This is a genomic window from Propionivibrio sp., from assembly GCF_041441355.1.
Taxonomy (GTDB): domain Bacteria; phylum Pseudomonadota; class Gammaproteobacteria; order Burkholderiales; family Rhodocyclaceae; genus Propionivibrio.
The window spans coordinates 82,486-106,414 of record NZ_JASDTF010000018.1 but is presented as its reverse complement, the minus strand read 5'-3'; the positions used below and the strand labels follow the sequence as shown (position 1 = coordinate 106,414).

At 66.3% G+C, this 23,929-nt stretch carries 19 protein-coding genes; 2 read left to right on the top strand and 17 right to left on the bottom strand.

Annotated features, from left to right (window positions below; translation table 11 throughout):
- Window positions 1–78: 78 nt before the first annotated feature.
- Genes lptA through QMB55_RS06170 form a run of 4 tightly spaced genes read right to left on the bottom strand, consistent with a single transcriptional unit; the run spans window position 79 to window position 2,820 of the window.
- Window positions 79–690: a lipopolysaccharide transport periplasmic protein LptA gene (gene lptA / locus QMB55_RS06185; RefSeq protein ID WP_497587807.1), complete on the bottom strand. Its 612-nt coding sequence runs from the start codon at window positions 688–690 to the stop codon at window positions 79–81.
- On the bottom strand, window positions 687–1,292 hold the full coding sequence (gene lptC / locus QMB55_RS06180) for an LPS export ABC transporter periplasmic protein LptC (protein ID WP_497587806.1): 606 nt from the start codon (window positions 1,290–1,292) through the stop codon (window positions 687–689). The genes lptA and lptC overlap by 4 nt, the downstream gene beginning before the upstream one ends.
- The gene (locus QMB55_RS06175; protein ID WP_497587805.1) at window positions 1,289–1,837 is read right to left on the bottom strand and encodes a KdsC family phosphatase; all 549 of its coding nucleotides are present in this window, start codon (window positions 1,835–1,837) and stop codon (window positions 1,289–1,291) included. The genes lptC and QMB55_RS06175 overlap by 4 nt, the downstream gene beginning before the upstream one ends.
- Window positions 1,837–2,820, bottom strand: coding sequence for a KpsF/GutQ family sugar-phosphate isomerase (locus QMB55_RS06170; protein WP_497587804.1), 984 nt, complete (start codon window positions 2,818–2,820; stop codon window positions 1,837–1,839). Before QMB55_RS06170 ends, QMB55_RS06175 begins: the two co-directional genes overlap by 1 nt.
- A gap of 115 nt (window positions 2,821–2,935) precedes the next feature.
- Between QMB55_RS06170 and QMB55_RS06165 the strand changes: the two genes are divergently transcribed.
- Window positions 2,936–4,903, top strand: a complete 1,968-nt coding sequence (locus tag QMB55_RS06165; RefSeq protein ID WP_497587803.1) for a monovalent cation:proton antiporter family protein — start codon at window positions 2,936–2,938, stop codon at window positions 4,901–4,903.
- Between the two features lie 64 nt (window positions 4,904–4,967).
- Here the strand turns inward: QMB55_RS06165 and QMB55_RS06160 are convergent, their stop codons facing one another.
- Complete coding sequence (locus QMB55_RS06160) at window positions 4,968–5,639, bottom strand: prepilin-type N-terminal cleavage/methylation domain-containing protein (protein ID WP_497587802.1); 672 nt, start codon at window positions 5,637–5,639, stop codon at window positions 4,968–4,970.
- 186 nt (window positions 5,640–5,825) lie between these two features.
- Between QMB55_RS06160 and QMB55_RS06155 the strand changes: the two genes are divergently transcribed.
- Window positions 5,826–7,571, top strand: a complete 1,746-nt coding sequence (locus QMB55_RS06155; protein WP_497587801.1) for a histidine kinase — start codon at window positions 5,826–5,828, stop codon at window positions 7,569–7,571.
- A gap of 1 nt (window position 7,572) precedes the next feature.
- Here the strand turns inward: QMB55_RS06155 and QMB55_RS06150 are convergent, their stop codons facing one another.
- From QMB55_RS06150 to QMB55_RS06095, 12 genes are all read right to left on the bottom strand, one after another.
- Window positions 7,573–8,856, bottom strand: a complete 1,284-nt coding sequence (locus QMB55_RS06150) for an adenylate/guanylate cyclase domain-containing protein (protein WP_497587800.1) — start codon at window positions 8,854–8,856, stop codon at window positions 7,573–7,575.
- Between the two features lie 82 nt (window positions 8,857–8,938).
- Window positions 8,939–9,688 carry a type II secretion system protein gene (locus QMB55_RS06145; RefSeq protein ID WP_497587799.1) on the bottom strand — a complete coding sequence of 250 codons (750 nt, stop codon included), beginning with the start codon at window positions 9,686–9,688 and terminating at the stop codon, window positions 8,939–8,941.
- Between the two features lie 66 nt (window positions 9,689–9,754).
- Window positions 9,755–12,277, bottom strand: a complete 2,523-nt coding sequence (locus tag QMB55_RS06140) for a hypothetical protein (protein WP_497587798.1) — start codon at window positions 12,275–12,277, stop codon at window positions 9,755–9,757.
- Window positions 12,274–12,738, bottom strand: coding sequence for a hypothetical protein (locus QMB55_RS06135; RefSeq protein WP_497587797.1), 465 nt, complete (start codon window positions 12,736–12,738; stop codon window positions 12,274–12,276). Before QMB55_RS06135 ends, QMB55_RS06140 begins: the two co-directional genes overlap by 4 nt.
- A gap of 20 nt (window positions 12,739–12,758) precedes the next feature.
- Complete coding sequence (locus QMB55_RS06130) at window positions 12,759–13,373, bottom strand: hypothetical protein (protein ID WP_497587796.1); 615 nt, start codon at window positions 13,371–13,373, stop codon at window positions 12,759–12,761.
- Window positions 13,370–14,914, bottom strand: coding sequence for a hypothetical protein (locus tag QMB55_RS06125; protein ID WP_497587795.1), 1,545 nt, complete (start codon window positions 14,912–14,914; stop codon window positions 13,370–13,372). Before QMB55_RS06125 ends, QMB55_RS06130 begins: the two co-directional genes overlap by 4 nt.
- Before the next feature lie 10 nt (window positions 14,915–14,924).
- The gene (locus QMB55_RS06120; RefSeq protein ID WP_497587794.1) at window positions 14,925–16,127 is read right to left on the bottom strand and encodes a type II secretion system F family protein; all 1,203 of its coding nucleotides are present in this window, start codon (window positions 16,125–16,127) and stop codon (window positions 14,925–14,927) included.
- Window positions 16,128–16,130: 3 nt separating this feature from the next.
- Window positions 16,131–17,837 carry a GspE/PulE family protein gene (locus QMB55_RS06115; RefSeq protein ID WP_497587793.1) on the bottom strand — a complete coding sequence of 569 codons (1,707 nt, stop codon included), beginning with the start codon at window positions 17,835–17,837 and terminating at the stop codon, window positions 16,131–16,133.
- A gap of 28 nt (window positions 17,838–17,865) precedes the next feature.
- Window positions 17,866–18,837, bottom strand: coding sequence for a tetratricopeptide repeat protein (locus QMB55_RS06110; RefSeq protein ID WP_497587792.1), 972 nt, complete (start codon window positions 18,835–18,837; stop codon window positions 17,866–17,868).
- A gap of 267 nt (window positions 18,838–19,104) precedes the next feature.
- Window positions 19,105–20,925: a type II secretion system protein GspD gene (locus QMB55_RS06105; RefSeq protein ID WP_497587791.1), complete on the bottom strand. Its 1,821-nt coding sequence runs from the start codon at window positions 20,923–20,925 to the stop codon at window positions 19,105–19,107.
- An 86-nt stretch (window positions 20,926–21,011) separates the two neighbouring features.
- Entirely contained in the window at window positions 21,012–22,364 is a 1,353-nt protein-coding gene (locus QMB55_RS06100) for an ExeA family protein (protein WP_497587790.1), read from the bottom strand.
- Window positions 22,361–23,797 (bottom strand): sigma-54-dependent transcriptional regulator, encoded by a 1,437-nt coding sequence (locus QMB55_RS06095; RefSeq protein WP_497587789.1) that lies wholly within the window; start codon window positions 23,795–23,797, stop codon window positions 22,361–22,363. The genes QMB55_RS06100 and QMB55_RS06095 overlap by 4 nt, the downstream gene beginning before the upstream one ends.
- Between the last annotated feature and the right edge of the window lie 132 nt (window positions 23,798–23,929).

Sequence of the window (23,929 nt, the reverse complement as noted above, 5' to 3'; positions counted from 1 at the left end):
GAAGGGAAAGCGCGCGCGGCCGATGCGCCGTGCGCGTCGCCTCCTTCCTGGAAAAAGAGGCTTTAGCCGGGGCGGCGCTCAGGGCGCGCTGCGCATTCCAGGCGTCGGCTGCAGCTGCAGTGCTGGCGCCGTGTCCTCGGCCGGCGCGGTCTTGCTCTTGGGCTGGATGATCGCGCGCACCCGGGCTTGCGGCGCGCCCACGGCGGCCTTGCTCTCACCGCGGCCGTTGGTGACGAGGTACTTCTCGCTCAGGGCGTTGTACGAGATGTAGTGGCCGCGCACTTCGTCGAGCCCGCTACGCACCCAGCCGCGAATGAAGAACTGGGTGGTGTCCTCGCGCGCGTCGTGTTCGATGCGCTCGGCTTCGCCGTCGATCCATTCGTCCTTGCCCTCGCGCTTCTGGCGGAAGCGTGCGAGGCCGTTCTCGCCGCCGGTGGCGACACCTTTCTGGAAACCGTCAGTATCCTGGGTGACGACCAGCTTGGCGGTGCGGATCTGCAGCGTGCCCTGGGTGAGGATGACGTTGCCTTCGTAGACCTGGACCTTGTTGATGTCGTCCATGCTCATCCGGTCGGCCTCGAGGTTGATCGGCTTTTCGCGGTCGGCTTTTTCGGCGTAGGCCGGCGCGGCCAGTGAAGCGAGCAACAGGGCGGCGGCCAGGGGGCGCAGGAAGGTGGAGGTCGGCGTCATGGCTGTTTTCTGGCGTGTTTGCTTTCAATGACCGCGCTGGCCCGCGATTCGAGCAGGTAGGTCTGCTTGCGGCCGTCGACCTGCAGGCCGACGCCCTTGATCATCGACTTGCCCTGGGTGATCAGCACCGGCTCGCGCGTGTAGGCTTTCTCTTCGTCGGGCAGGATGGTGAGCTGGGTGGTGGTGCCGATCGTCTCCGGATCCTTGGCCGTTGCGGCGCGATGCAGGCGCACGTTGTCGTAGAGGTCGACCTGCTCGCCGTCGCGGCTCATGCGCCCGAAATCGGCCTTCATGCGCATCGTCGGCTTGCTCGGGTTGTACTGGACGAAGTTCGGCGCTTTCATCTCGGTCGAGTCGTCGTCCGGGAAGTGCACGATTTCCTTGGCCGTGAGCGTGTATTTGAGCGCTCCCGTGGCGTCGATCTTACGCAGCGTGCCGTCGTAGACGATGTAGTCGGGGTCGTGACGGTGCTTGCCGTCGCGCTGCGGCGACGGCAATTCGGTGGCCAGGCGCAGCCAGTAGGTGAGGCCGATCAGCGCCAGCAGAAGCAGCAGCGGGAAGAGCGCGCTGCTCAGGTTCTGCGCGTCGAAGTGGCGCTTCATCGCGGCGGCAGCGCCGGCAGATAGGGCGCCAGCGCCGCGTCGAGCTTGCCTTGCGCGGCGAGGATGAATTCGCACACCTCGCGCACGGCCCCGTGGCCGCCGCTCTGGCTGCAGACGAAGCGGGCGTGCTGGCGGGCGAGACGGTGGCCGTCGGACGGCGTCGCCGAGAAGCCACAGGCGGCCATGACGCGCAGGTCGATCAGGTCGTCGCCCATGTAGCCGGCCTCTTCGGCGGCGATGCCGAGGCGGTCAAGCAGGGCCTGCATGGAGGCGAGCTTGTCGCCGATGCCTTGCTGCAGGTGGGCGATGCCGAGGTTGTCCATGCGCGCGGCGACGCACGGCGACTGGCGGCCGGTAATCACCGCAACCTCGATGCCGGCGTCCTGAAGGAGCTTGAGCCCGAGGCCGTCGCGCACGTTGAAGGTCTTGCTTTCGCTGCCGTCGTCGGCGTAGGTCAGGCCGCCGTCGGTCATCACGCCGTCGACGTCAAAGGCCATCAGCCGCAGGCGGGCGGCACGGGCGCGGGTGTCGTTGGCGTTACTCATCAGACGACCTTGGCACGGAAGAGATCGTGCATGTTGAGCACCCCGACCAGCAGCCCGTCGGCGTCGATGACCGGTAGCTGGTTGATGCGGTGCTTCTCCATCATCTCGAAGGCTTCGGCAGTGAGCTTGTCGGCGCTGATCGTGCGCGGCGAGCGGGTCATCGCGTCGGCGACGGCCAGCGTGGCGAGGTCGCGGCCGCTGACGATGGTGCGGCGCAGGTCACCGTCGGTGAACACGCCGATGACGTGGCCGCAGCCATCGACGACGATGGCGATGCCGATGCCGCCGCGCGAAATCTCGCGTGTCGCTTCCGCGACCGTGACTTCGGGCGCGACGACCGGGAGGGCTTCGCCCTGGCGCATCACGTCGCGCATGCGCACCAGCAAGCGGCGGCCGAGCGCGCCGCCGGGGTGCGAACGGGCGAAGTCTTCGGCGCCGAAGCCGCGCGCGTCGAGCAGGGCGACGGCGAGCGCGTCGCCGAGCGCGAGCACGGCCGTGGTGCTGGCCGTCGGTGCCAGGTTGAGCGGGCAGGCTTCCTGCGCCACGGCGGCGTCGAGATGGACGTCGGCGTCGCGCGCCAGCGTCGAGTGCGGCCGGCCGGTGATGGCGATCAGCTTGGCGCCCTGACGCTTGATCGAGGGCAGGATATTGAGGATCTCCATACTCTCGCCGGAGTTGGAGATGGCGATCACCACGTCGTCGGGCGTGATCATGCCGAGGTCGCCGTGACTGGCTTCGGCCGGATGCACGAAGAAGGCTGGCGTTCCCGTGCTGGCCAGGGTCGAGGCGATCTTGCGCCCGATGTGGCCGGACTTGCCGATGCCGCTGACGATGACGCGGCCGCGGCCGGCGAGGATCAGGCCGACGGCGTCGAGGAAGGCGCCGTTGAGGCGCTCGCCGAGGGCCAGGATGGCGTCGGCCTCGATGCGCAGCACCTGGCGCGCCAGATCGAGGGCCTGCGGGGAGGGCTGGATTTGGTTCATGGACGGCTTGCGGTTATGATCGGGCGGAAGTATAGCAGAAGCCCCACCTGCGCCGGCCCGGCGGCGGGGCGCTGCCTGTAGACGAACTCCGAGCCTTTTTGCTGGTCAAGCCAGAATGGATTCCCTGCCCGCCATCCTCCTGTTGCTCGCCGCCTCGGTGTTTGCCGTCGTCATGCTTCGCCGCATCGGCATGCCGTCGATCCTCGGCTACCTGCTGGTCGGCATCCTGCTCGGTCCGCACGTCCTGCACCTCGTCGACGACACCGCCGGCATCCGCCATCTGGCCGAGTTCGGCATCGTCTTCCTGATGTTCACCATCGGCCTCGAGTTTTCCTTGCCGCGTTTGTACGCGATGAAGCGCATCGTCTTCGGGCTCGGGCTGCTGCAGGTGCTGACTGCGATCGGCGTGGCGCTGGGGCTGGCGTTGCTCACGGGGCTGAGCTGGCAGGCCGGCGTGGCCCTCGGCGGGGCGCTGGCGATGTCCTCGACCGCGGTGCTCGTCAAGCTGCTGGGCGACCGTCTCGAATTCGACGCGCCGCACGGGCGCGAGGTGGTCGGCGTGCTGCTCTTCCAGGACCTCGCGGTGGTCCCGCTACTGGTGCTGATCCCGGCCTTCGCCCAGCCGCCCGAGAAGCTGGCGTTCATGCTCGGGCTGGCCAGCGTCAAGGCCGTGCTTTTGCTGACCGTGGTGCTGTTCTTCGGCAAGCGCCTGATGAGCCGCTGGTTCTTCTTCGTCGCCGGCGGCAAGTCAGCCGAGCTGTTCATGCTCAACGTGCTGCTTGTCACCCTGGCGCTGGCCTGGTTGAGCGAGGCCGCCGGGCTGTCGCTGGCGCTCGGTGCCTTTCTCGCCGGCATGCTGATCTCGGAAACCGAATACCGGCACCAGGTTGAGGAGGACATCCTGCCCTTCCGCGACATCCTGCTCGGGTTGTTCTTCGTCACCGTCGGCATGCTGCTCGACATCCGTCTGGTGCTGGCCAACTTTTTCATCGTCATCGGCGTGCTGCTGGCCCTCCTCGGGGTCAAGTTCGCCCTGGTCCTCGGCCTTTCGCGCCTGTTCGGTTCGAGCCCCGGCAACGCCCTGCGCAGCGGCCTGTGGCTGTGCGCCGGCGGCGAGTTCGGCTTCGTCCTGCTCTCCGAGATCTGGCAGGCCCGGCTCGCCTCGCCGAGCATCGTGCAAGCCGTGCTGGCAGCACTGGTCATCTCGGTACTGGTGGCGCCGATCATCGTCCATTACAGCGATCGCATCGTGCTTCGCTTTGCCGCCGGCGAGTGGATGCTGCGCTCGCTGCAGCTGACCAACCTTGCCGCACGCTCCTTCGGCGTCGAAAAGCACGCGGTGATCTGCGGTTACGGCCGCAGCGGTCAGAACCTTGCCCGCTTCATGGCCGGCGAGGGCATCGATTACGTGGCGCTCGACCTCGATCCCGAACACGTCCGTGCTGCTGTCGCGGCGGGCGAGAACGTCGTCTACGGCAACGCCACCCAACGCGAAATGCTGGCCGCTGCCGGTGTTGCGCGCGCCAGCGTGCTGATCGTCACCTTCCTCGACACGCATGCCGCCGAACGCATCCTGCAGCACGCGCGCGAACTTGCGCCCGGCCTGCCGGTGGTGGTGCGCACGGTGGATGAAAAGGATTTTGAGCGTTTGCAGCGCGCCGGCGCGGCCGAAGTGGTGCCCGAGACGCTGGAGGCGGCGATGATGCTCGCCTCGCATGCGCTGATCCACGCCGGAGTGCCGATCAATCGGGTGCTCAAACGCGTGCGCCAGACGCGCGAAGGGCGCTACCGCACCTTGCGTGGTTTCTTCCACGGGCCGAGCGACCACGAGGAACACGCCTACGACGCCGAAGAGCCGCGCCTGCTCACGGTTTCGCTCGCCGAAGGCGCTTATGCCGTCGGCCGTACGCTGGGCGAAGTCGATCTCGGCATGCTCGGCGTCGACGTTACCGGTATCCGCCGCCATTCAATCCGCATGCTCGAGCCGACCATCGAATCGTTCTTCGAGGCGGGCGACGTCGTCGTGCTGTTGGGGCCGCCCGCGGCGCTGGCGCGGGCCGAGGCGAGGTTGCTCAAGGGCTGATTTTTCGGGCGGGTAAACGGAAGAAGCCTCCGCGGGGGAGGCCTCTTCGTCGAGGAGCGTGGGCTCAGTAGGCGATGCAGACGGTAAATAGGTTGCCGTCCAGTGCAGCAGTCACGTTTGTGGCATCGCCATCGTTGGCGTTGCCGTTGGGGATGACACGTAGGGCTCCGGTCTGGGTGTTGCCGTCGTCGAGAGTGACGTCGAGCTGGCGGGCAAAGCGGCCTTGAATGCCGTCCGAGCAGACGTAGAAGCTGGCGGCGTAGGCGCCGCCGACCAGTGGGGGCGCGTTGGTCAGGATGGCGTTGCTTGTCACGCCCAGTCGGCCGCCTTCGCTGTTGCGCGGCAGGAAGTCGGCGGCAGCTGTGTTCGTCGGGCCGGTCGCCAGGTTGGCGAGGCGGACATGTTGCCAGAACAGGAAACTCTCGTCGGTAGCGGTGGCCGAGTTCCAGGCGCCTTCAATGCGCGCGTTGCCGCGTACCGAACCTGCAGGGCCGGTGGCTATCACGCCGCCGTTGACGTGAGTATTGGCCGCGAGGTCGTCGCCGGGCAAGGCGCGGAAGCGATCCTGGTAGGCATAGACGAAGGTCGAGACGCTGCGGAAATCGTTGGCCAGGTTCTTGACCTTGGCGTTGTTGATCAGCTCCTGCCCCTTCAGCACGCCGCCGAGGAGCAGGCCAATGATGACGAGTACAATGGCAATCTCGACCAGTGTGAAACCCGTTTGCTGCTTTTTCATGGTGAACTCCGGACGGACGGTAGGGGCGACGAGGACAGGCCAGATGCTTGCACATGATCCAATGCACGTTTCATGCCCGCTTATTTTGGCATATTCGACCGTTTTTCGGCGCCATGCTGTCGGCTTTTCGACACTCGCGTCGAAAAACGCACGCGGCGTGTTCCAAGCCCGTCTCGGGGGGCGCGCGTGAACGCCGGCCGGCTGATGCGCTGGGGGCAGTTCCTGCTGGCCCGCCAGCATGCGGTGCTGGTGGCTTTGCTGGCCTTGCTGCACCTTGCCTTGCTGGCCGGGGCCGGTTCGCCGATCGGCTTGACCTGCTGGCTGGTCGATGTCGGCCTTTTCCTGCTCTGGCAGCCCTTTGTCGCCACTGAGCGGCGCCTGTCGCTGGCATCCGTGCTTCTTCTGTTCGCCCTGGTCGGGGCGGGAGCGTGGTTCTTCGGCTGGTGGCTGCTGATCTTGTGGACGCTGGTTCTCGCGGCCTTGCTCGGCGGCCGGCTGATGCTCTTCGCGCATCGGGCGACGCGCTTTTTCTACCTGACGGCGTTCGCCTACCTGCTGATCGCCTTGCTCGTTTTCCTCGTTCCACGCATCGTTCCAGGCGATCTGCCGCTCGGCGCCGTGCTCGACCGGCCGTTCGCCCTGGGGGCGCCGCTGCTGTTCGTGCTGATGCTCGCGCTGCCGGCCCCGCAGGCCTTGCGCCCGGCCGGCGGCGGCGTGGTGGACCTGATCTACAGCCTGCTCGTCGGCCTGCTGGTCGCGGTGCTGGTTCTCGGCAGCCTGGCCTTCGTGGTGGTGAGCCGGGTGCCCTACCTCGAGGCGGTGTTCAGCACCCTGCTGACCCTCGCCGCGATGCTGCTGGTGGTCGCCTGGGCCTGGAACCCGCGGCCGGGGTTCGTCGGCCTCGGCCTGCTCTTGTCGCGTTCGCTGCTGCACCTCGACTTGCCGTTCGACGCCTGGTTACAACGGCTGCTCAACTGCGCCGAGCGCGAGCCCGATCCGGAGCGCTTTCGCGCCCGGTTGCTCGAGACCCTGCGCGAACTGCCCTGGGTGGCGGAGGTGCGCTGCGTCGACGCGGACGAGGCAACGACGCGTGTGGAGGCCAACACCGGACCGCTGTGCGCCGATTTTCCGGGGCAGCCGCTGTCCTTCGTGTTGCGCCTGTCGCAAGCGCCGAGCCCAGCCCTGCTTTGGCACTTCCGGCTGCTGACGCAACTCGCGAATGCCTATTACCTGGCCAAGCGGCACGCGCAGGAAATCGAGCGCGGGCATTACCTGCGCGCGGTGCATGAGACCGGGGCGCGGCTGACGCATGACGTGAAGAACATGCTCCAGTCGCTCGACAACCTTTGCTTTCTGGCGCAAAGCGGCGACGAGGCGCAGCAGGCCGGTGTGCGTCGTCAGCTTCCTCTGCTCGCGGGGCGGCTGCGTCAAACCCTGGAGAAACTGGAACGGCCATCGGGTGATACGGCGACGGACGGTGTCACGGGAGATGCGGGCGGAATGCCGGCGGCGGTCTGGTGGTCGGCCTTGCGTGAGCGTCATCCGCTGCCGTGGATCGAGTTTTCCTTGCAGTCCGGCACCGACGCTTGCGTGGTTCCGGCGGCGTTGTTCGACAGCGTCGCCGACAACCTGCTCGACAACGCACGCTACAAGCAACTGCTCGAACCCGGACTGAGGGTGCGGGTGGTCTTCGATCCCGCGCAGCCTGCGCTGGCGGTGCGGGACAGCGGCCATGCGGTTGCGGCGGCGGTCGCCGAGCGGCTGTGCCGGGCGCCGGTGCCGTCGGCGAACGGCTTCGGGATCGGCCTTTACCAGGCCGCTGGCCTGGCCGCGGCGGCGGGGTTCGAGCTGCACCTGGCAGCGAACCGGGAGGGGCGGGTGGTCTTCGAGCTGGCGCCGGGCGGCGTGCCCGAGCCGGTCGCAGCCGGCTGAATCAGGCCGCGGAAGCCGCGGTGTTGGGCTTTCTGCCGACGACGCGGTAGACGGTCATGTTGCCCTTGCCCTTGAGGTGCACCGTCTCGGGGCTGAGGAAGTCGAAGCGATCACGCAGGCGGAGGTAGCTGCGCTCATCGATCTGGACCATGCCCGGTGGGCCTTCGCCGGTGATCCGGCTGGCGATGTTTACCGTGTCGCCCCAGAGGTCGTAGATGAACTTCTTTTTACCCACGACCCCGGCGACCACCGGGCCGCTGCCGATGCCGATGCGCACTTCGAGGTGACGCGAATTGACGTGGAAGTCGCGCTGCAGCAGGTCACGCATGTCGAGCGCCATGTCCACCAGTGCCGCCGTGTAGTCGTGGCAGGCGTCGTTGAGTCCACCGGCAACCATGTAGGCGTCGCCGATGGTCTTGATCTTCTCGAGCCCATACGTCTCGGCCAGCTCGTCGAAGGACGAGAAGATGCGGTTGAGCATGGTGAAGACTTCCTGCGGCTTGAGTCCTTCGGCGATGCGCGTGAAGTTAACGATGTCGACGAACATTACCGAGACGTCGGAGAAGCCGTCGGCGATGGTCTGGTTGCTGCTCTTGAGGCGTTCGGCGATCGGGCCGGGAAGGATGTTGAGCAGCAGCCGTTCGGAGCGCGCCTGTTCTTCCTGCAACAGTTGGTGGGCTTCTTCGAGGTGGGCCTGGATCTTGTGCTTTTCGGTCGTCGCGAAACGCAGGAGCAGGAAGACGATGCTCGAAACGGCGGCGAAGTTGAGGGCGAAGAAGAAGACGCTGATCCGCGTCGGCACCTGATAGGGCAGGGCCGCGTCGGCGAGGTAGAAGTCAAAGAAGCCGGAGAGCGCGGTCAGCACGAGGTAGGCGATGAACCAGGCCAGTGCCTCGCGCGGGCCGACGATCAGCACGGCGCCGATCGGTGCGAGCAGCGCCCACAGGCTGACGCCGCTGGCGCTGATGAAGTTGCCCATGCTCCACTGCGCGACGAAGGGCATGAACAGGAAGAGCGAAAGCTGGGTCAGGCGAAAGAGCTCGAACTTGCGCCAGCGCAGGAAGGCGACAAGATTGCCGACGAGCAGCAGTTGGAAGACGAAGGGGATGGTCGAGGAGAAGCGAGGGCCGAGCTGCCAGTAGATGAACAGCCAGAGCATCGAGGCGAAGCTGATCAGGCCGGTGGCGAAGATGAGCAGCGATTTTTGCAGGCGCACTTCCTCGTTGTCGCTCGGCAGGAAGCCGGCGTTGCGGATTCCACTCAGGAAATCGCAGGACGAGGGCATGAGGGCGTGGGCAGGAAAGGATCGGCCGATTTGACCGCAAGCCGATGCTGCGGTCAAGTTGTACATTCCTCCGGCCGCGTGTTCAAGGCAGGCGGCCGGCGGCGATCATCCGATTGTAGAGAATGTTGGGCGAAAGCCAAGTGACGAGGTCGTCGAAGTTGGGGCTGGGGGATGTGCTGACGAAGACACGGTCGATGGCCGTGACGTTGGCCTGCTCGTCGGCACCGAGCGGGCCCGAGGCGCCGGTGCGGCCGGTGGAGAAAATGATAGCGACGGCAGAGTCAGTGAGTGAGGCATTGGCGGCGCAGTCAGCGTTTGCCGTGCCGGCGTTGGTGATTCCGGCAGCGGTGTTGCAGACGTGTAAATCCGGTTGCGGTCCTACGCTCCACTGGCTCTTCAACCCCGAGGCGGTGGTGAACAGGTTGGGGCTGGCCGCGCTGACGGTCGTGACCGCGTAGCGGATGCGGTTGCCCCAGGCGTCGACGACGTAGCCCTGCGCGTCCGTTGGCGCGAGCCCCAGCGTGCTGCCCGGCAAGAAGCCATTGTAAGGATGCGTGCAAACGCCGCTGCCGCCGATCGGGCTTTCGACGCCCGTGGCATTTGGCGCGGCGGGGCAGGGGAGACGCTGCTGTGCGACGGCAAAACCGAGCAGCGCCTCTTGTATCGTCGCCAGCTGCTTTTGCGTTTCCTTTTCGTTGGCGATGTCGCGGGAGGTGCCCAGAGAAACCATCAACCCCCCGGTGAGCAGGGCGACGATGACCAGGACGATGGCCAGTTCGGTGAGGGTGAAACCGGATTGCGGCGGGCGGAGGGCAGGTGGAGGAGCGATCATGGCTTCATCCTAGCCGCGCTGGCGGGTGGCGACAAGCCGCCAGCGTACCTTTTCGTCATGAAGTGCTCAGTCACTGCGCAGGTAGAGCGTGCGCACCGTGGCTCCCTGCTCGGCCGGGGCGCTGGTGAATCCGCCGGTCAGGCCGAAGAAGACGCTGTTCATCTCGGAAGGCAACGGCAGGCAGCGGCGTGCGCTGGGCAGGTTGGCCGTACTGATGCTCGCCGAGGTGAGTGCGCCCCGCCAAGCGGCGTCCGGGAGCAGAGCGAGGGCGCCGTTACCTCTTGCGTCGAGGTAGAGCACGTGGCTCTCGCTGCCTTCGCTCAATCTGAGGGCGGCGGTACGATTTCCAAATCTAATGCTGAATGTTCCAGCGTGATCGGTCCGCAGCCCGAGTTGGACGCGGTAAGTTCGGCCGGAGGATGCCGGGGCGGTGAGTGCGCTGTTGGGCAGGGTGGCCACGCCCCCGCCGGTGTACGTGAAAGCTCCAGGCGTGAATACCCAGCTAGGAGCTTGCCAGTTGCCAACCGAACTCAGATCCCGGTTGGCGGGCGTGAAAATCAGTTCGTTGCCGACGAAGTCGCGGCTCACGTCGGCGCAGGCGGTGCAGTCGAGCCAGGTACTGACCCGGGCGTTGGTGTAAACCGAGCTGCCGGCCAGGGCGGGAACGCACTGCGTGCAGGTGTCGTTGCAACCGGTGTGGATTTCGATGCGCTGCTTATGCACGAGCGGCTGTGGGGATTCCTCGAAGGTGTTGGCGGGCGAGGGGGCGCAGCCCGTCGATGATCCATCGCAGGCGGTGGTTGGCTTCGCGGGGTGGGTCAGGCTGCCGTCGTTCAGGATGCCGATGTGGTTGCCGGCTGGGTCCTTGTTGTCGCTTGTGGGGGATATGTCGGTTTCGACAATGTACGATAGAGAACCCCAGAGGTCGCTTGTTCTGAGAATTCCGAGGTTGTCGTAGCGGCCGCAGGTCGTGGGTGCGCTAAGTGCGCCGCTGGCGTCCGGAAGGTCTCCGCGGACGAATTGTAGTGTAAAGCCGTAGCCGCGCTTGGGCAGGGAGTCGTTCAGGGTGGAGGCATCCGGGTAGGCGAACTGGTATTCATAGTAAGCGCGTAGCGTCTTGCCAGCGAGCGGAATTCGTAGCGGTGACCAGAGGCAGCCGCCCGTATTACCTTGTGCCGGCGCGAACGAAACGCTCGGGCTGGCGCTAGCGTTCGGGGCTATCACGTTAACTGCGCCGCTGGGGCTGGCGAGGGGGATTTGGAAACGGTTGTAATCAGCCGCCAGCGAAGTTTGCGCTGCTCCGGCGCCGACGATGCAGCGCACGATGTCAGTGCTTGAGGCCGCAGCACTGTATTCAAGTGCGCCGACATAGATGCCGTTGGCCGGGAACCGGGTGGCGTTTGCGCTTTCGAGGTACATCGCAGGATCGCTCTTTTGCGCAGCAGCAGCGCGCTGCTGTACAGCGGTGCGTTCGCCGGCGAAGATCAGCACGGCTTTACAGCCGGATTGCCCGTTTACAGTGTAGCTTCCGGTTGGGCCGCCGGCGTAGAGAAAATTGTCGCGCCATTGATTGAGCAAGGCCCATTGGCGACTGTTGCTCTTGATGTTGCAGTTGGTGTTCTTGCACGCATCATAGACTGCGTCGAAACCTTTTCCGTTTGCTGAGGCAACGGGCAACGTGGCGGGGGGCTGCGTGTTGAGAAATCCGTTCACCAGGGCTTCGATCAGGGCGTTGAGGTCGTCCCTGAAGTCCTGGCGCTGCTTGGCGACGTCGAAGATGTCCTTGGCGGTGATCGGCAGCACGAGGTCGTTGGCCAGTGTCGTTCGGTTGTTGCCGGAAACCGCGTCGACGGAGCCGGTGACGAGGGGTTTTGGGCTTGCCGAAGCATCTCCGGTGGCATGGTTTTCGGAGTTGCTGAAGTAATTGATGATGTTGTTTAGTCGGGGGTCAGCGGCGGCAGGGTCGAGGTAGTTGGCGGCGTCGTAGTTGCCGCCGCACTCCTTGACGACATCAGCGCCGGCGGCGCGATTCTGCCCGCTGAGCGGTGCGCCGGGCGCGATGACCAGCGCCAGTGGGAGGGTGTGCGGATCGGTGGTGAGGCTGCGCGTGCCGGTGGCGGTGCCGTCGGAGGCAAACAGCTCGAAGTGACCGATGCTGTCCCAGTTGAAGGTGTCTGGTGCTTGCGCGGTTTGTGCCGAACCGGAAACGGCGTACCACAGACATTCTCCATCGACATCGCGCAGCGGGGCGATGCCTAGTGTACGCCAGGGCAGGCGGCCGATGACGCTGAGGTTTTTGGCGTTGCCGGTGAAGTTGCCCGCGTCGCGACCTTCTTCGGCAATGCTGTTGCGTACTGATCCAAGGTCGGGGAGTGGCAGCAGGCCGAGACCACCCGTGTTCGGAGGAGCGGCGGCGGCGCCGATCAGTGCTGCTCGTGCTTGTGCCAAGACTTCGAGCGTCCGTAATTGGCGGTTGGCTGCCTCGTTGCCACCGAGACGGAAAGAGAACGCTAGCGCCAGCGTAATGGCGATGAAGAGCGCCAGCAGTAGCGATGCGCCGCGTTGTCGTGCGGGAAGGCGAGGCTTCATCGCACCCCGGTCTGCGCGCGGTGGATGCGAATTTGCCCGTCACCGAGCAAAGGTGCAGTTTCGCCGGTGTCGCGCAGCACGGTGTCGCCGACCGCGGCGCGGGCGGGCGGTGCGTCGTCGGGCTGGATGCTGACCTGCCCTGGATGGCGGGGGTCGGGACGGGCACGCACGGTGCCGAGGTTGTCGTTTTCGTGTTGCGCCTCGCCGTTGATCCACACCGTGCGCTTGCCACTGCTGCGGGTGACGACGCCGTTGATGGTCAGGGTCGGGGTTTCCGGGGAGGCGGATTCCGTTGTGCCCAAAGGGTTGAGTTGACGCTGGCGGTCCATGGCCTGACGCCGCTCCGGGGTGAAGAAGAGGCGGCCGAGGCCGTCCTCAGCGAGTGCCGGAGCGGGGATGACGCAGAGCAGGATGAGGGTGCTGAGCGCAGCGAAGTGGGGGCGCGGGGGGGCGGTCGTCATGGCCTTCCTCGTGAGCGTTCTCAAGGGCGGCGCGGGCCGGGGCGGCCGATGGTGATCCAGTCGAGCTGGCATTCGGCGCGGAGGTTGGCGCGCGCCTGCGCGCTGCCGCCGTTTTCGACTGCGCCCCGCGGCAGCCGCTCGAGCGCGCACTCGCGCACCCGAATCAGCGGGCGGGCCTGGCGGTGCAGGTCGTCGAGCAGGCGCAGGAGGTCCTCCTCGTGCAGCAAGTGGGCGTTGAGTTGCATGGGGCTGGCGAGGAAGACGAGGTCGCCGCTGATGGGGTCAAGCGGGCGCTGCGGGGCGATTTCGTAGTCGAGCGCTGGCAGGCGGCGGCGTTCACGGATTTCACGCAGCAGTTCGGTCCACTCGAGCCGGTTTTCCGCACCAACCACGCCGCGTGCCTGCAGGGCGGCGAATTGTGCGGCGTCGTGCTGGATTTGTCGCTCTTCGCTACGTGCTTGCTTGAGCTGGCGTTCGGCGGCGTTGCGCTCGCTTTGCGCGGCGAGGTGCTCGCGCCGGGCTTGAGCGTCGGCATCGCGCGCGAAATGGACGCTGGCGGCGCCGGCGGCGAGCATGAGCAAGGCGGCCAGCAGCGGTGCCTGGAGGCGGGGCAGGTCGGCCGTGGAGAGCTTCATGTGGCGGGCTTCCGGCGCAGGTGCAGCACGAAGCTGCGCGGCTTGTCGTCGTCGCTGTCGATGTCCGAGCCCTTGAGCGACTTGCCGGGCTCGATGTCGAAGGGGCGGCGCTGGACTTCGACCTCGAGCGCGGGGTTGGCGCGCAGGGCGTCGACGAAGTGTTCAAAGGCTTCAAGCTGGCGCCGCGGTGTTTTGCTCGTGCCCGGGCGGAGGTTGCCGCGCAGGGTGGCGTTTTCCGTCGTCGATGACGAAGCCGGTGCCGCCTGGGTGGCCGCCTGCGCCGGCCGCGCATCGTTTGGCCGGGGGGCGCCCAAGTGCCAGTCGATGCCGTCGATCTCGACCGTCGGCGCGGCGTGCAGTGCACGGGCAACGTCGCGGTAGAGGCCGGCCGGCGTCGCGCTGGCGCGTTCGAGTTCGGCGTGCCGCTCGATCAGCCGATGCAGGCTGGCGCTGTCGGTGGGCATCGGCGGGAAAGTGCGGGCGATGGCGTCGTAGCGCTGGCGGGCGAGTTGGGTTTCGGCGCGCAGCTCGGCGCTGCGTTCGGCAACGGCCTGGCGGTCATAAAGCTGGAGGCCGGCGTAGAGCAGGCAGGCGCCGAGCACTGTGGTGGCGCTGCCGAGCAGGAGTGCGCGCAGCTGGCCAAGGTGGTGGAGGTGGCGTTGTTCGTCGTTGGCGTACTGCTGTGCCGGCGGTGCGCTGGCGAGCAGGTTGAGGAAGAGCGTGTCGCTGAAGCTGTTGGGCGGCGGCGTCTTGAGCCCCGTGCGGCGGGCCGCATCGGTGCTGTCGATGACGACGAAGTTGAGTTGCGGGGTGTCGATGCAACTGGTGGCGATGGCCTTGTGGGTGCCAGCGTGCGCCAGGACGTAGGCGGTGAGCGCCTGGTCTCGACCGATCAGGCGCTGGCTGGTGAGGTACTGCTGCAGCTTTCCGGCCTCAGAGGCGAAGGCCTGGGCGATGCCGGCTTGGCTGCTGTTTTGCAGCGGGGTGAGGCGGCTGAAGTGCAGTTCGCCGTTCTCGAGGTAGGACTGGCGGATGCTCTGGTCCTGGACGGAGAGCACAAGACAGCGCGGCTCTGCGATTTTCAGCCGGCGCAGCAGGAGGGGGGCGAGTTGGGCCAGCGAGTAGACACCGGTCAGCGCGACCTGGGCCTCGGCAAGCGCGGCGAGCCAGGGGGCGAAGAAGGCCGGGTTGGTGAGCGCCGTGAGCAGCAGGCGTTCGTCCTTGCGTTTGTTCTTTTCGTAGCCCAGGGACTTGGCGCAGGCCAGGCTGGCGCCGAAGAAGTACTGTCCGAGCTTGCGCTCGATCACCGCCTGTCGGTCCCGCCCTTGCAGGTAGGGGATGGTCTCGGGCTGATAGCCTTCCTCGGCGACGTTGGCCAGAAGCATGAAGGTGCTGCCCGAATGGTGACGCAGGTAGGCGGCGAATTCGGCGTACCCCTCCGGGCCGATCGTGAAGTGCCCTTCGTCGTGCAGCGTTCCGCCCTGCCAGTGGTAGGCGGTGAGCTGGTGCAAACCGAGGAAGAGGAGGCGTCGCGCGCGCATGGCCAGTCGTTCAGGTCTTGAGTTTGCTGATCACGTCGTAAACCGGACCGAGCACGGAGAGCATGATCCAGCCAAGCAGAAGGCCGAGGAGGACGGTGAGCATCGGTTCAACCAATTGTTGCACCTTCTCGACCGACTCCTTGACGTCACGGTTGTAGAAGTAGCTGACGTTGGCCAGGGCCGTGTCGAGCGCGCCGGTATTCTCACCGACCCGCAGCATGCGGGTGACCAGCGGCGGAAAGAAACCGATGCTGTGGAACGCGGCGGTGACGTTCTGCCCTTCGCCGATCAGCTCCTCGACGCGTTCCAGACCGCGCCGCACGACGAGGTTGCCGACCACGCCCTGCGTGGTGCGGATCGATTCGAGGATGGGGATTCCTGAGGCATAGAGCAGGGAGAACGTGTTGGCGAAGCGGGCAAGGATGATCTTGCGCAGGATCTCGCCGACAAAGGGCAGACCAAGCTTGATCCGGTCGAAGCGCAGGCGGGCGAGCGGATTGACGTGCAGGGCGATGCGTACGCCGACGGCCAGGGCGAGCAGGGCGAGCAGGATGACGTACCAGTAGGCGACGAGCAGGTCGGAAACGAAGAACAGTGCCTGGGTGTGCGGCGGCAGCGCCTGGCCCATGTTCTTCACGAACTGCTTGAGCTGCGGGACCATGTACACCATCAGGAAGCCGGTTGCGGCGATGACCACGCTGCCGACGAAGGTCGGGTAGAGCAAAAGCTTCTTGGTCTGCGAGGCGAGTTCGTCCTGCCACTTGAGCGATTCGGTGAGGTTTTGCAGGATTTCGGGCAGGCGGCCGCTGTCTTCGCCGGCGCTGATCAGGCTGACGAAGACTTTGTCGAAAACCACCGGTTGCGCCGCCATCGCCTGCGACAGTTTTTGTCCGCCTTCGATGGCTTCGATCAGCCCGGCGACGATTTCGCGGAAGCGCGGATTCTCGAGGCTGTCGCGCAGGTCGGCGAGGCCTTCGAGGATGGGCACGCCGGCGCGCACCAGGAGTTCAAGGTGAAAGCAGAAGTGGATGAGTTCGCGCCGCGGCACGCCGCTGCCGCCAAACAGGGTGCGGTTGCTGACCGGCTCACCGCTGATCAGGTCGAGTTCCATGCGCTTTAAGCGCATTTCGAGGTCGACCAGGTTGAGTGCGTCGATGCGTCCGAGCAGGCGCCGTCCGTCTGCGCTGATGGCCTTGTAGGTGTAGAGGGCCATGGCTTACATGCGGTCGGTGAGGTCGACGACGCGGGCCAGTTCCTCGAGCGAGGTCGAGCCGTCGAGAACCCGGCGCAAGCCGTCGTCGGCGAGCGGGATGAAGCCTTGCCGGTCGGCGAGGTGACGGATTTCGCGGCCGGTGCTGCGGCGGGCGATGAGTTCGTCGAGGTCGGCGTTCATGCGCAGGATTTCCATGATCGCCAAACGGCCGCGGTAGCCCTGGAAGTCGCAGCGTTCGCAGCCGCAGGCGCGGAAGATCACCGGGCGCGGTGTGTCCGGATCGCCGCAGAGCAGCCGGGTTTCGTGTGCCTCGGCCTGGTAGGGCGTCTTGCAGTGCGGGCAAAGGCGGCGGACGAGGCGTTGGGCGACGACGCCGATGATGTTGCCGGCCATGATGTCGGGCAGCACGCCGATGTCGAGCAGGCGCGGGATGGCACCAATCGCTGAATTGGTGTGCAGCGTGGAATAGACCTGATGCCCGGTCATTGCGGCGCGCAGCGCCATTTCGGCGGTTTCGGCGTCGCGGATTTCGCCGACCAGGATGACGTCCGGGTCCTGGCGCATCATCGAGCGGATGCCGTTGGCGAAATCGAGCTTGGCGGCTTCGGCGACCGAGGTCTGGCGCACCAGGGTCATCGGGTATTCGACCGGGTCTTCGAGGGTCATGATGTTCACGCCCTCGGAGTTGATGTGGTTGAGCACCGAATAGAGCGTTGTCGTCTTGCCGCTGCCGGTCGGGCCGGTGACCAGGATGATGCCTTCAGGGCGGGCAATCATCAGTTTGAGCTGATCGAGTTGGCGCTCGGTGAGGCCCAGGCCTTCGAGCGGGACGAGGCCTTTCTGCCGGTCGAGGATGCGCAGGACGATGTTTTCGCCGTGGATCGTGGGCTGTGCCGAAACGCGGAAGTCGATTTGCCGCCCGCGCATGTTGAGGGTGATGCGGCCGTCTTGTGGGGCGCGCGTCTCGGCGATGTTCATCCCGCTCATTACTTTGATGCGCACGGCCATCGCGGGCCAGTACGACTGATGCAGCGAGCGGATCTGGCGCAGCATGCCGTCGATGCGGTAGCGGATGCGCAGGAAGCCGCTTTCGGGTTCGAAGTGGACGTCGGAGGCGTCGCGCTTGACCGCGTCGGTGAGGATCGAGTCGATCAGACGCACCACCGGCTGGCTGTATTCGTCGCTCGACGCCTGCAGGCCACGGAAGTCGATCTCGCCGGTCTCGATCTCGTTCAGGATGCCGTCGATCGACAGCTCGTAACCATAGGCCAGGTCGATCGCCCGGCCGATCTCGGTTTCGCCGGCGAGCAGGGTGTCGATCTCGAGCGGACCGTCGACCAGGGTGCGCACCTTGTCGAGGGCGACGATGTCGTTGGTGTCGGCGATGGCGACCGTGAGCCGCAGGTGTGCGGCGTCGAAGTCGAGCGGTAGCAGAAGGTGGCGTTTGGCCAGATCGCGCGGCACGAGTTTGAGCGCCGAAGGGTCGATGATGGCGTTCGACAGGTCGATGCTCTGCTTGCCCAGGCTTTCGGACAGCGCATCGCGCAACGTGGCCTCGGAAACGAAGCCGAGCGAGACGAGCAGTTTGCCGACCGGCTGGTTCGACTTCATCTGCTCAAGCAAAGCGATGCGTAGCTGATCCTCGCTGAGGATGCCCTTGGCGATCAGGATCTGCCCGAGTTGCCGGGGTTGATGGTGGGAGGCGTTCATCGGGCCGCTTGGTGCCTGGCTTCGGGCGTCAGGGGGCGAGTTCGGCCAGCCGCTGGCGGGTCGTCTGGCGGTCGAAAGCCGCGGCGCGCGCGCCGGGCGCCTCGCTCACTTCGAGCGCCATCCTGTAGTACTGGGCGGCGAGCCTGGACTGGCGCAGCTGGTCCAGACTGACGGCCAGGTTGAAGATGAAGTCGGCGTTGTCGGGCTCGCCCGCGTAGGCGCGGAAGTACGTCTGCTGTGCTTCGCTCCAGCGCTGCTGACGGGCGTAGAGGTTGCCGAGGGCGAAGAGCAGCGCCGGAGCCTCGGGCTGGGCGGCGAGTGCCGTTTTGAGGCGGCTTTCCGACATTCCTGGATCGGCTTGGCCGCGGGTGCTGATGACGCCAGCCTGGGCGGCCGGGTGGTGCGGGTCGGATTCGAGTGCCTTTTGGTAGAGGGCTTGCGCGCGTTCGTTTTGTCCGCGGCGATTGGCGATGCTGGCCAGTCCGAGCAAGGCGTCGGTGTTCTTGCGGTCACCGCGCAGCACGCTTTCATACAGTGATCCGGCTTCGTCGAGCCGTCCGGCCTGCAAGGCGTCGTAGGCGCGCTCGATGGTTGAGGGCTGGTCGCCGCGGCTGAGTTGCAGGGCGTTCCCGGCCGGGGCGGGACGGGCGCTGCGCGGTGCGGACTTGGTCTCGCTGCTGGGCGCTTTTGCGGTGGCCTGGAACAAGGGCGGCGTTTCGGTGGGCGGGGCCGATATGTTGCCCTGACTGGGCGACGTTGGCGCATTGAGGGCTGGCGCCGGCATCGGCGTCGGGAGCGGTGCGGCCTTGGCCGGAAGCGCTTGTGGGGCTGCTGGCGCGGGGACGGGGCGCGCCGCAAGGGGCTGGGGGGGGCTCATGCTCTGGAGTTGCCACCAGAAATACCCGCCGATGGCGAGCAGCGCCAGAGTGCCGGCGCCGAGCAGCAGTCCAAGGCGTGGCCGGGCAGGCGGCGTTTCCTTGGCGGCGAAAGCGTTGCGCACCGTGGCACGCTCGGCGCCTTCGCGGGCGGCCTGTGCGTTGCTCTCCGGGGGCGTGGGTGCGCCTGGACGGCGGCGGGGGGGGGGCGTCGGTGGGAATGCTCGCCAGGTCGGCGTCGACGGTGGCGAAGTGCTGGGCGAGGTCGGGGAGGGGGGAGGTTGCAGCGTTCTGCGCCGTCAGGGGTTCGAGCGTCAGTTCGGGCAATTCGCCGCCTTCGCCGGCGCGCCGCTTGGCTTCTTCGGCTTTCTTCAGGGCTTCCATGAGCAGGCTCATGGCTGCGTCTCCCCGTTGGCGTTGAGCGGACCGAGTGGTTTGTAGACGTCGTCCGTGGCGAAGAAGTCGCGTCCCGGTAGGTTGGGTGCCAGGTGCTTGAAGTCGCCGGCGACCGAGGCGTCGTGGATGACGGTCGGGCGGATGAAGACCACCAGCTCGGTCTTGGAGGACGTGTTGTTGCGGCTGTTGAACAATTCGCCGAGGAGCGGAATGTCGCCGACCAGCGGGATGCGACCGTTGCGGTTGTCCATGCGGTCCTCCATCAGGCCGCCGAGGACCGCCGTTTCGCCGCTTTGGACACGCATCAGCGATTCGATCTCGCGCGTGCGGATCTGCGGGATGTAGTTGGGGATGTCCTTGGGGATGATCGGGTTCGGGTCCTGCGCTAGGTAGGCGATGCTCGAGATCGACGGGCGGACGTTGAGCGTGACCGTGTCGGCGTCGCTGATCTGCGCCGTGAGGCTCATGAAAAAGCCGACCGAGACCGATTGCGGAGTCGTTGTCACGCCAACCGTGGTGCCGACGTTGGCCGTCGTCGTGGTGTCCGACTTGACGTTGAAGTAGACGAAATCCTCCGAAACCTTGAGCGTCGCCGTCTGGTTGTTGAGCACCGTCAGCTTGGGGCTGGAGAGCACTTTGACGGTGCCGAAACTGCGCAGAATTTCGAGCGCCGCCGAAACGCCGCGGCTGGTGCTCGTCCACTTGAGGGTGTAGGGGTTGGTCGGGCCGCGCACGTTGGTGTTGGTCGACGGGCCGGAAAGGGTGAAGCCGGAGTTGTTGTTCGGCAGGAGTTCCCAGGAGATGCCTTGCTGGTAGCCGTCGGAGAGGGTCACTTCGACAATGGTTGCCTCGATCAGCACCTGTCGCCGCGCGCTGCTGACCACGCGGTCGATGAATTCCTGAACTTTTTCGTGCTGGCGCGAGGTGGCGCGCACGGTGATGATGCCTGTCTCGGCGTTGGTGATCACCGAGGCTGCCTCGCGGAAGGTCATGCGTTTGACCACCGTGGCGCCGCTGTTCTGCAACGTCGCCGGGTTGGGGCTGCCGGCCAGGCCCGGCGCGGCGAGCACGCGCGCGGCGTCGCGAACGGTGTTGACTGCCGAAGCCAGGGCGCCGGTGCCGGTGGTGCTCTGCGTGGCGTTCTGTTCGGTGACTGTTTCGGTCGAGCCCTCGGGGAAGACCTTGTCGGTTTCGTGCAGGATGTCCTTGATGTTCTTTTCCAGCGATTCCCAGAAGCGGTTCCTGGACTTGTTCTCGATCTGGATGCGCGAGGTGTTCCCGCCTCCCGCGCTCGGCGCACCCGCTGCACCGCCAATCGCGCTGGTCGAAATCTGGGTGTTGGTGGACACCGTCCCCGAGACGTCACGCGCCAGGTTGACGTAGTCGACCTTGTAGTTCTTGAGGTAGGGCGTGTCGGGCATTACCGCGAGGTTGGGGCCGTCAAGTTCGAAGCGCATGTCGACCTGTTTGGCGATGCGGGCAAGGATCTGCGGCAGCGTCTGGTCGAGCGCGTTCATCGTTACGCTCCCGCTGATACCGGGATGGATGTCGACATTGAGCCGGGCGTCGCGGGCCAGGGCAAAGAGCAGGTCCTGGACGCGCATGTTGTTGACCACCACGCTGTACGTCTCGGCGCGCACGCCGGCTTTGGGCCGGGGCAAGGGGACGACATTGTCGACGGGGGCCGGAATGGTGCCCCGTGCCGGAGGGATGACGTCCTGGCTGAGGTGCCCGGAGGACGGGCCGCCGCTCAGCGTCGAAGGGGCGCAGGCCGAAAGCAGAAGGATGGCCGTGCTGGTGCAGACGATTCTCAGCATGCCGATGTCCGTCAGTGGTCGTTGATTTCTTATCATATCACGCAAAGTAATCTGCGCAAGTGGCTGATTTGTAGGTTGCTTTTTCTTTATCGAAGCTTGTTTACGGCGCGGACGTAGGCTTTCGGGCTGGCGCTCGCCTGCGCCACCCGGGGCAGATCGACGGTGGCCGCGTCGCGCGAAGGGTAGTCGCCGTAGATGACGCCGAAGCGGTCGCGTCCGCTCAGCGCCGAGCGATAGACGCGCAGCAGCTGGGGATCGAGCCCGGTACAGCACGTGGCGAGGTAGGTTTCGACCTCGTTCGGGTTGCTCGCTTCGGCGCTGTGCAACTGGATGAAGTGGCGTTCGTTGCTGGCGCTCCGAATCCAGCGTTCGCTTTCGGCGAGGCGCTCGGCCAGTGACGGTAGCGTGGGCGCCGGTGCCGCGGGAGCGGGAACGTTCGCGGCCGAAGGCGGGGTGGAAGGAGGCAAGGCGGCGGGCGGCGGGCTCGGTGGTCGGGCGTGCACGTCCACGGGGGGCAAGGCCGCTGCGCGGGGCGGGGCGGACAGGTAGTGGTAGGCGCTGCCCGAGAGCAGCACGGCTGCAGCGGCGGCACCCGCCCAGGGCCAGGGCAGGCGCGCGGAGGGGCGCATGGGGCGGAACTGCGCGTCGCGGATGGCGGCGTCAGCCTGTTCGACGTCGATCTGGTGCAGGTTCTCCGCATAAGCCGCCAGCAAAGCCTTGTCGGCCAGGATGTTGATGCGCCGGGTCAGGCCTTCCGAGGCCCTGGCAATGCGCTGTACCGCGAGGGGCGTGAACAGATCAGCGCCTTTGTAACCGGCGGCGCGCAGACGGAAACTGAGGTAGGTGCCGACATCGCTTTCGCGCAGGGGCGTCAGGGCGAAGTTGTGGGTGATCCGTTCCTTGAGCGGGCGCATCGCATTCTCGGCCAGGCGCGCGTCGAGTTCGGGCTGGCCGAACAAGGCAATGTGCAGGAGCTTGTGCCGGCTCGATTCGAGGTTGGAGAGCAGGCGGATTTCCTCGAGCGTTTCGGCGGGCATGGCGTGTGCCTCGTCGATCATGACCACGACGGTTCGACCGGCGGCGTAGAGCTCGATCAGGCGCGCCTGCAGGGCGCGCAGGAGCAGGTGGTTGCGCTGTTCGGGCAGCGGGGTGCCGAGCTCGTCGGCGATCGCATGGCGGATTTCCTCGCGGTCGAGCGACGGGTTGGCGAGATAGACGGTTTCGATTTCCGGCGGCAGGCGTTCGAGGAGCATACGACAGAGCATGGTCTTGCCGCTGCCGACCTCGCCGCTCACCTTGACGATGCCTTCATCGTTGGTGATGGCGTAGATCAGGGCTTCCAGGGTGGCGCCGCGGTTGGCGCCGCTGAAGAAGAACTCGGTGTGCGGGGTGATCCGGAAAGGCGGTTCCTTGAGCCCGAAATGGTCGAGATACATCATGTCTCCCTGGCCGTGGTGTCCATCCGGTGGTACAGCGTGGTGCGGTTGATGCCGAGCAGGCGCGCGGCCTGGCTGACGTTGCCGTGGGCGAGGCGCAGTGCGGCCTCGATGTAGCTGCGCTCGGTGGTGGCGAGCAACCGGTCGAGGCGGAAGGGCTCGGGCTGGCTCAGCCGCTGCAGGGCCGCGTCGACGAAGGACAGCGCGCCAGCCGGCGGCGTCCCTGAGGCGTTGGGCGTTTCGTCGTCGAGGTCGAGCTCTTCGCGCAGCGTGGCGGCATCGACAGTCTGCCCAGGGAAGCGGGCGGTGAGACGGATGACGATGTTGCGCAGCTCGCGCACGTTGCCCGGAAAGGTGTATCCGCGCCACAGGGTCAAGGCGTCCGCGGTGAGACTGAAAGGTGCTTGCATGGCCTGTGCCGAGTAGTGCAGGCGGAAGTGCTCGAGCAGCAGGCGTTTGTCGTCGTCCATCTCCCGCAGGGGCGGGACGTCGATGGTGAACACCGAAAGGCGGTGGTAGAGGTCGGCGCGAAAGCGTCCTGCGCGGACCTCCTTGCGCAGGTCGCGGTTGGTCGCCGCGACGATGCGGGCGCGGCTGTGCCGGCTTTGCGTCTCGCCGACGCGCTGGTATTCGCCGTTCTCGAGCACTCGCAGCAGTTTGGCCTGCAGCTCGGGCGGCAGTTCGCCGATCTCGTCGAGGAACAGCGTGCCGTCACCGGCCTCCTCGAAATACCCGGCGCGGGCTGCGCTGGCGCCGGTGAAAGCGCCTTTGGCGTGCCCGAAGAGCGTCGCTTCAACCAGGCTTGGCGCGATGGCCGCGCAGTTGAGCGCCAGGAAGGGGTGTTTGCGGCGTGCGGTGGCGAAGTGCAGGCCGTTACGGGCGACGATTTCCTTGCCGCTGCCCGATTCGCCTTCGATCAGCACCGGGAAGGGCGAGTCGGCGTATTGCTGGAGCTGGGTGCGCAGCTTGTGCAGCGCCGGGCTGTTGCCGATCAGCGCTTCGGCCGTGGGGGCGGCGTCCAGGCTGCGGTAGCGGAGCGCCCGGTGCAGCAGCGGGAGCAGGGTTTCCGGCGGGCAGGGTTTGGCGACGAAGTCGACGGCCCCCAGGGTGCGGGCGTGGCGCGCATTGTCGGCGTCGTTCTGGCCGGAAAGTGCGACGATCTTGGTCTGCGGACTGCTCGCAGCCAGTTCGCTGATCAGTGCGAAGCCTTCGTCGGGGCGGTGCGCGCAGGGGGGCAGGCCGAGGTCGACCAGGGCGAGGTCGGGCGGGCGGCGGAGCTGGCGCAGCAGTTGGGTGCTGTGGGGGCGGCTGTGGCTGAGGACGACGTCGAAGTCGCAGGCAAGCGCCAGGCCGAGGGTTTCGGCGAGCAAGGGGTCGTCATCGACGACGAGCAGCAGGGGTTTGTCCGGCAGGGCGTGGTCCGGCATCGTCTTCATGGCTGCGGCAGCGCTCCTGGTCGAGGAATGGCGTTGCCATTATTCCACAACGCGATGGCGGCGTATCTCCCGTATCGCAGCCCTCGATCGCATTTGGCCAGAATTAAGGTGCCAGCGCTTAAACTTGTCCTT

What these genes read in the sequence shown, in the direction of transcription:
- lptA (WP_497587807.1), bottom strand. Translation starts at nt 690, where the DNA reads ATGACGCCGACCTCCACCTTCCTGCGCCCCCTGGCCGCCGCCCTGTTG.
- lptC (WP_497587806.1), bottom strand. Translation starts at nt 1,292, where the DNA reads ATGAAGCGCCACTTCGACGCGCAGAACCTGAGCAGCGCGCTCTTCCCG.
- QMB55_RS06175 (WP_497587805.1), bottom strand. Translation starts at nt 1,837, where the DNA reads ATGAGTAACGCCAACGACACCCGCGCCCGTGCCGCCCGCCTGCGGCTG.
- QMB55_RS06170 (WP_497587804.1), bottom strand. Translation starts at nt 2,820, where the DNA reads ATGAACCAAATCCAGCCCTCCCCGCAGGCCCTCGATCTGGCGCGCCAG.
- QMB55_RS06165 (WP_497587803.1), top strand. Translation starts at nt 2,936, where the DNA reads ATGGATTCCCTGCCCGCCATCCTCCTGTTGCTCGCCGCCTCGGTGTTT.
- QMB55_RS06160 (WP_497587802.1), bottom strand. Translation starts at nt 5,639, where the DNA reads ATGAAAAAGCAGCAAACGGGTTTCACACTGGTCGAGATTGCCATTGTA.
- QMB55_RS06150 (WP_497587800.1), bottom strand. Translation starts at nt 8,856, where the DNA reads ATGCCCTCGTCCTGCGATTTCCTGAGTGGAATCCGCAACGCCGGCTTC.
- QMB55_RS06145 (WP_497587799.1), bottom strand. Translation starts at nt 9,688, where the DNA reads ATGATCGCTCCTCCACCTGCCCTCCGCCCGCCGCAATCCGGTTTCACC.
- QMB55_RS06140 (WP_497587798.1), bottom strand. Translation starts at nt 12,277, where the DNA reads ATGAAGCCTCGCCTTCCCGCACGACAACGCGGCGCATCGCTACTGCTG.
- QMB55_RS06135 (WP_497587797.1), bottom strand. Translation starts at nt 12,738, where the DNA reads ATGACGACCGCCCCCCCGCGCCCCCACTTCGCTGCGCTCAGCACCCTC.
- QMB55_RS06130 (WP_497587796.1), bottom strand. Translation starts at nt 13,373, where the DNA reads ATGAAGCTCTCCACGGCCGACCTGCCCCGCCTCCAGGCACCGCTGCTG.
- QMB55_RS06125 (WP_497587795.1), bottom strand. Translation starts at nt 14,914, where the DNA reads ATGCGCGCGCGACGCCTCCTCTTCCTCGGTTTGCACCAGCTCACCGCC.
- QMB55_RS06120 (WP_497587794.1), bottom strand. Translation starts at nt 16,127, where the DNA reads ATGGCCCTCTACACCTACAAGGCCATCAGCGCAGACGGACGGCGCCTG.
- QMB55_RS06115 (WP_497587793.1), bottom strand. Translation starts at nt 17,837, where the DNA reads ATGAACGCCTCCCACCATCAACCCCGGCAACTCGGGCAGATCCTGATC.
- QMB55_RS06105 (WP_497587791.1), bottom strand. Translation starts at nt 20,925, where the DNA reads ATGCTGAGAATCGTCTGCACCAGCACGGCCATCCTTCTGCTTTCGGCC.
- QMB55_RS06100 (WP_497587790.1), bottom strand. Translation starts at nt 22,364, where the DNA reads ATGATGTATCTCGACCATTTCGGGCTCAAGGAACCGCCTTTCCGGATC.
- QMB55_RS06095 (WP_497587789.1), bottom strand. Translation starts at nt 23,797, where the DNA reads ATGAAGACGATGCCGGACCACGCCCTGCCGGACAAACCCCTGCTGCTC.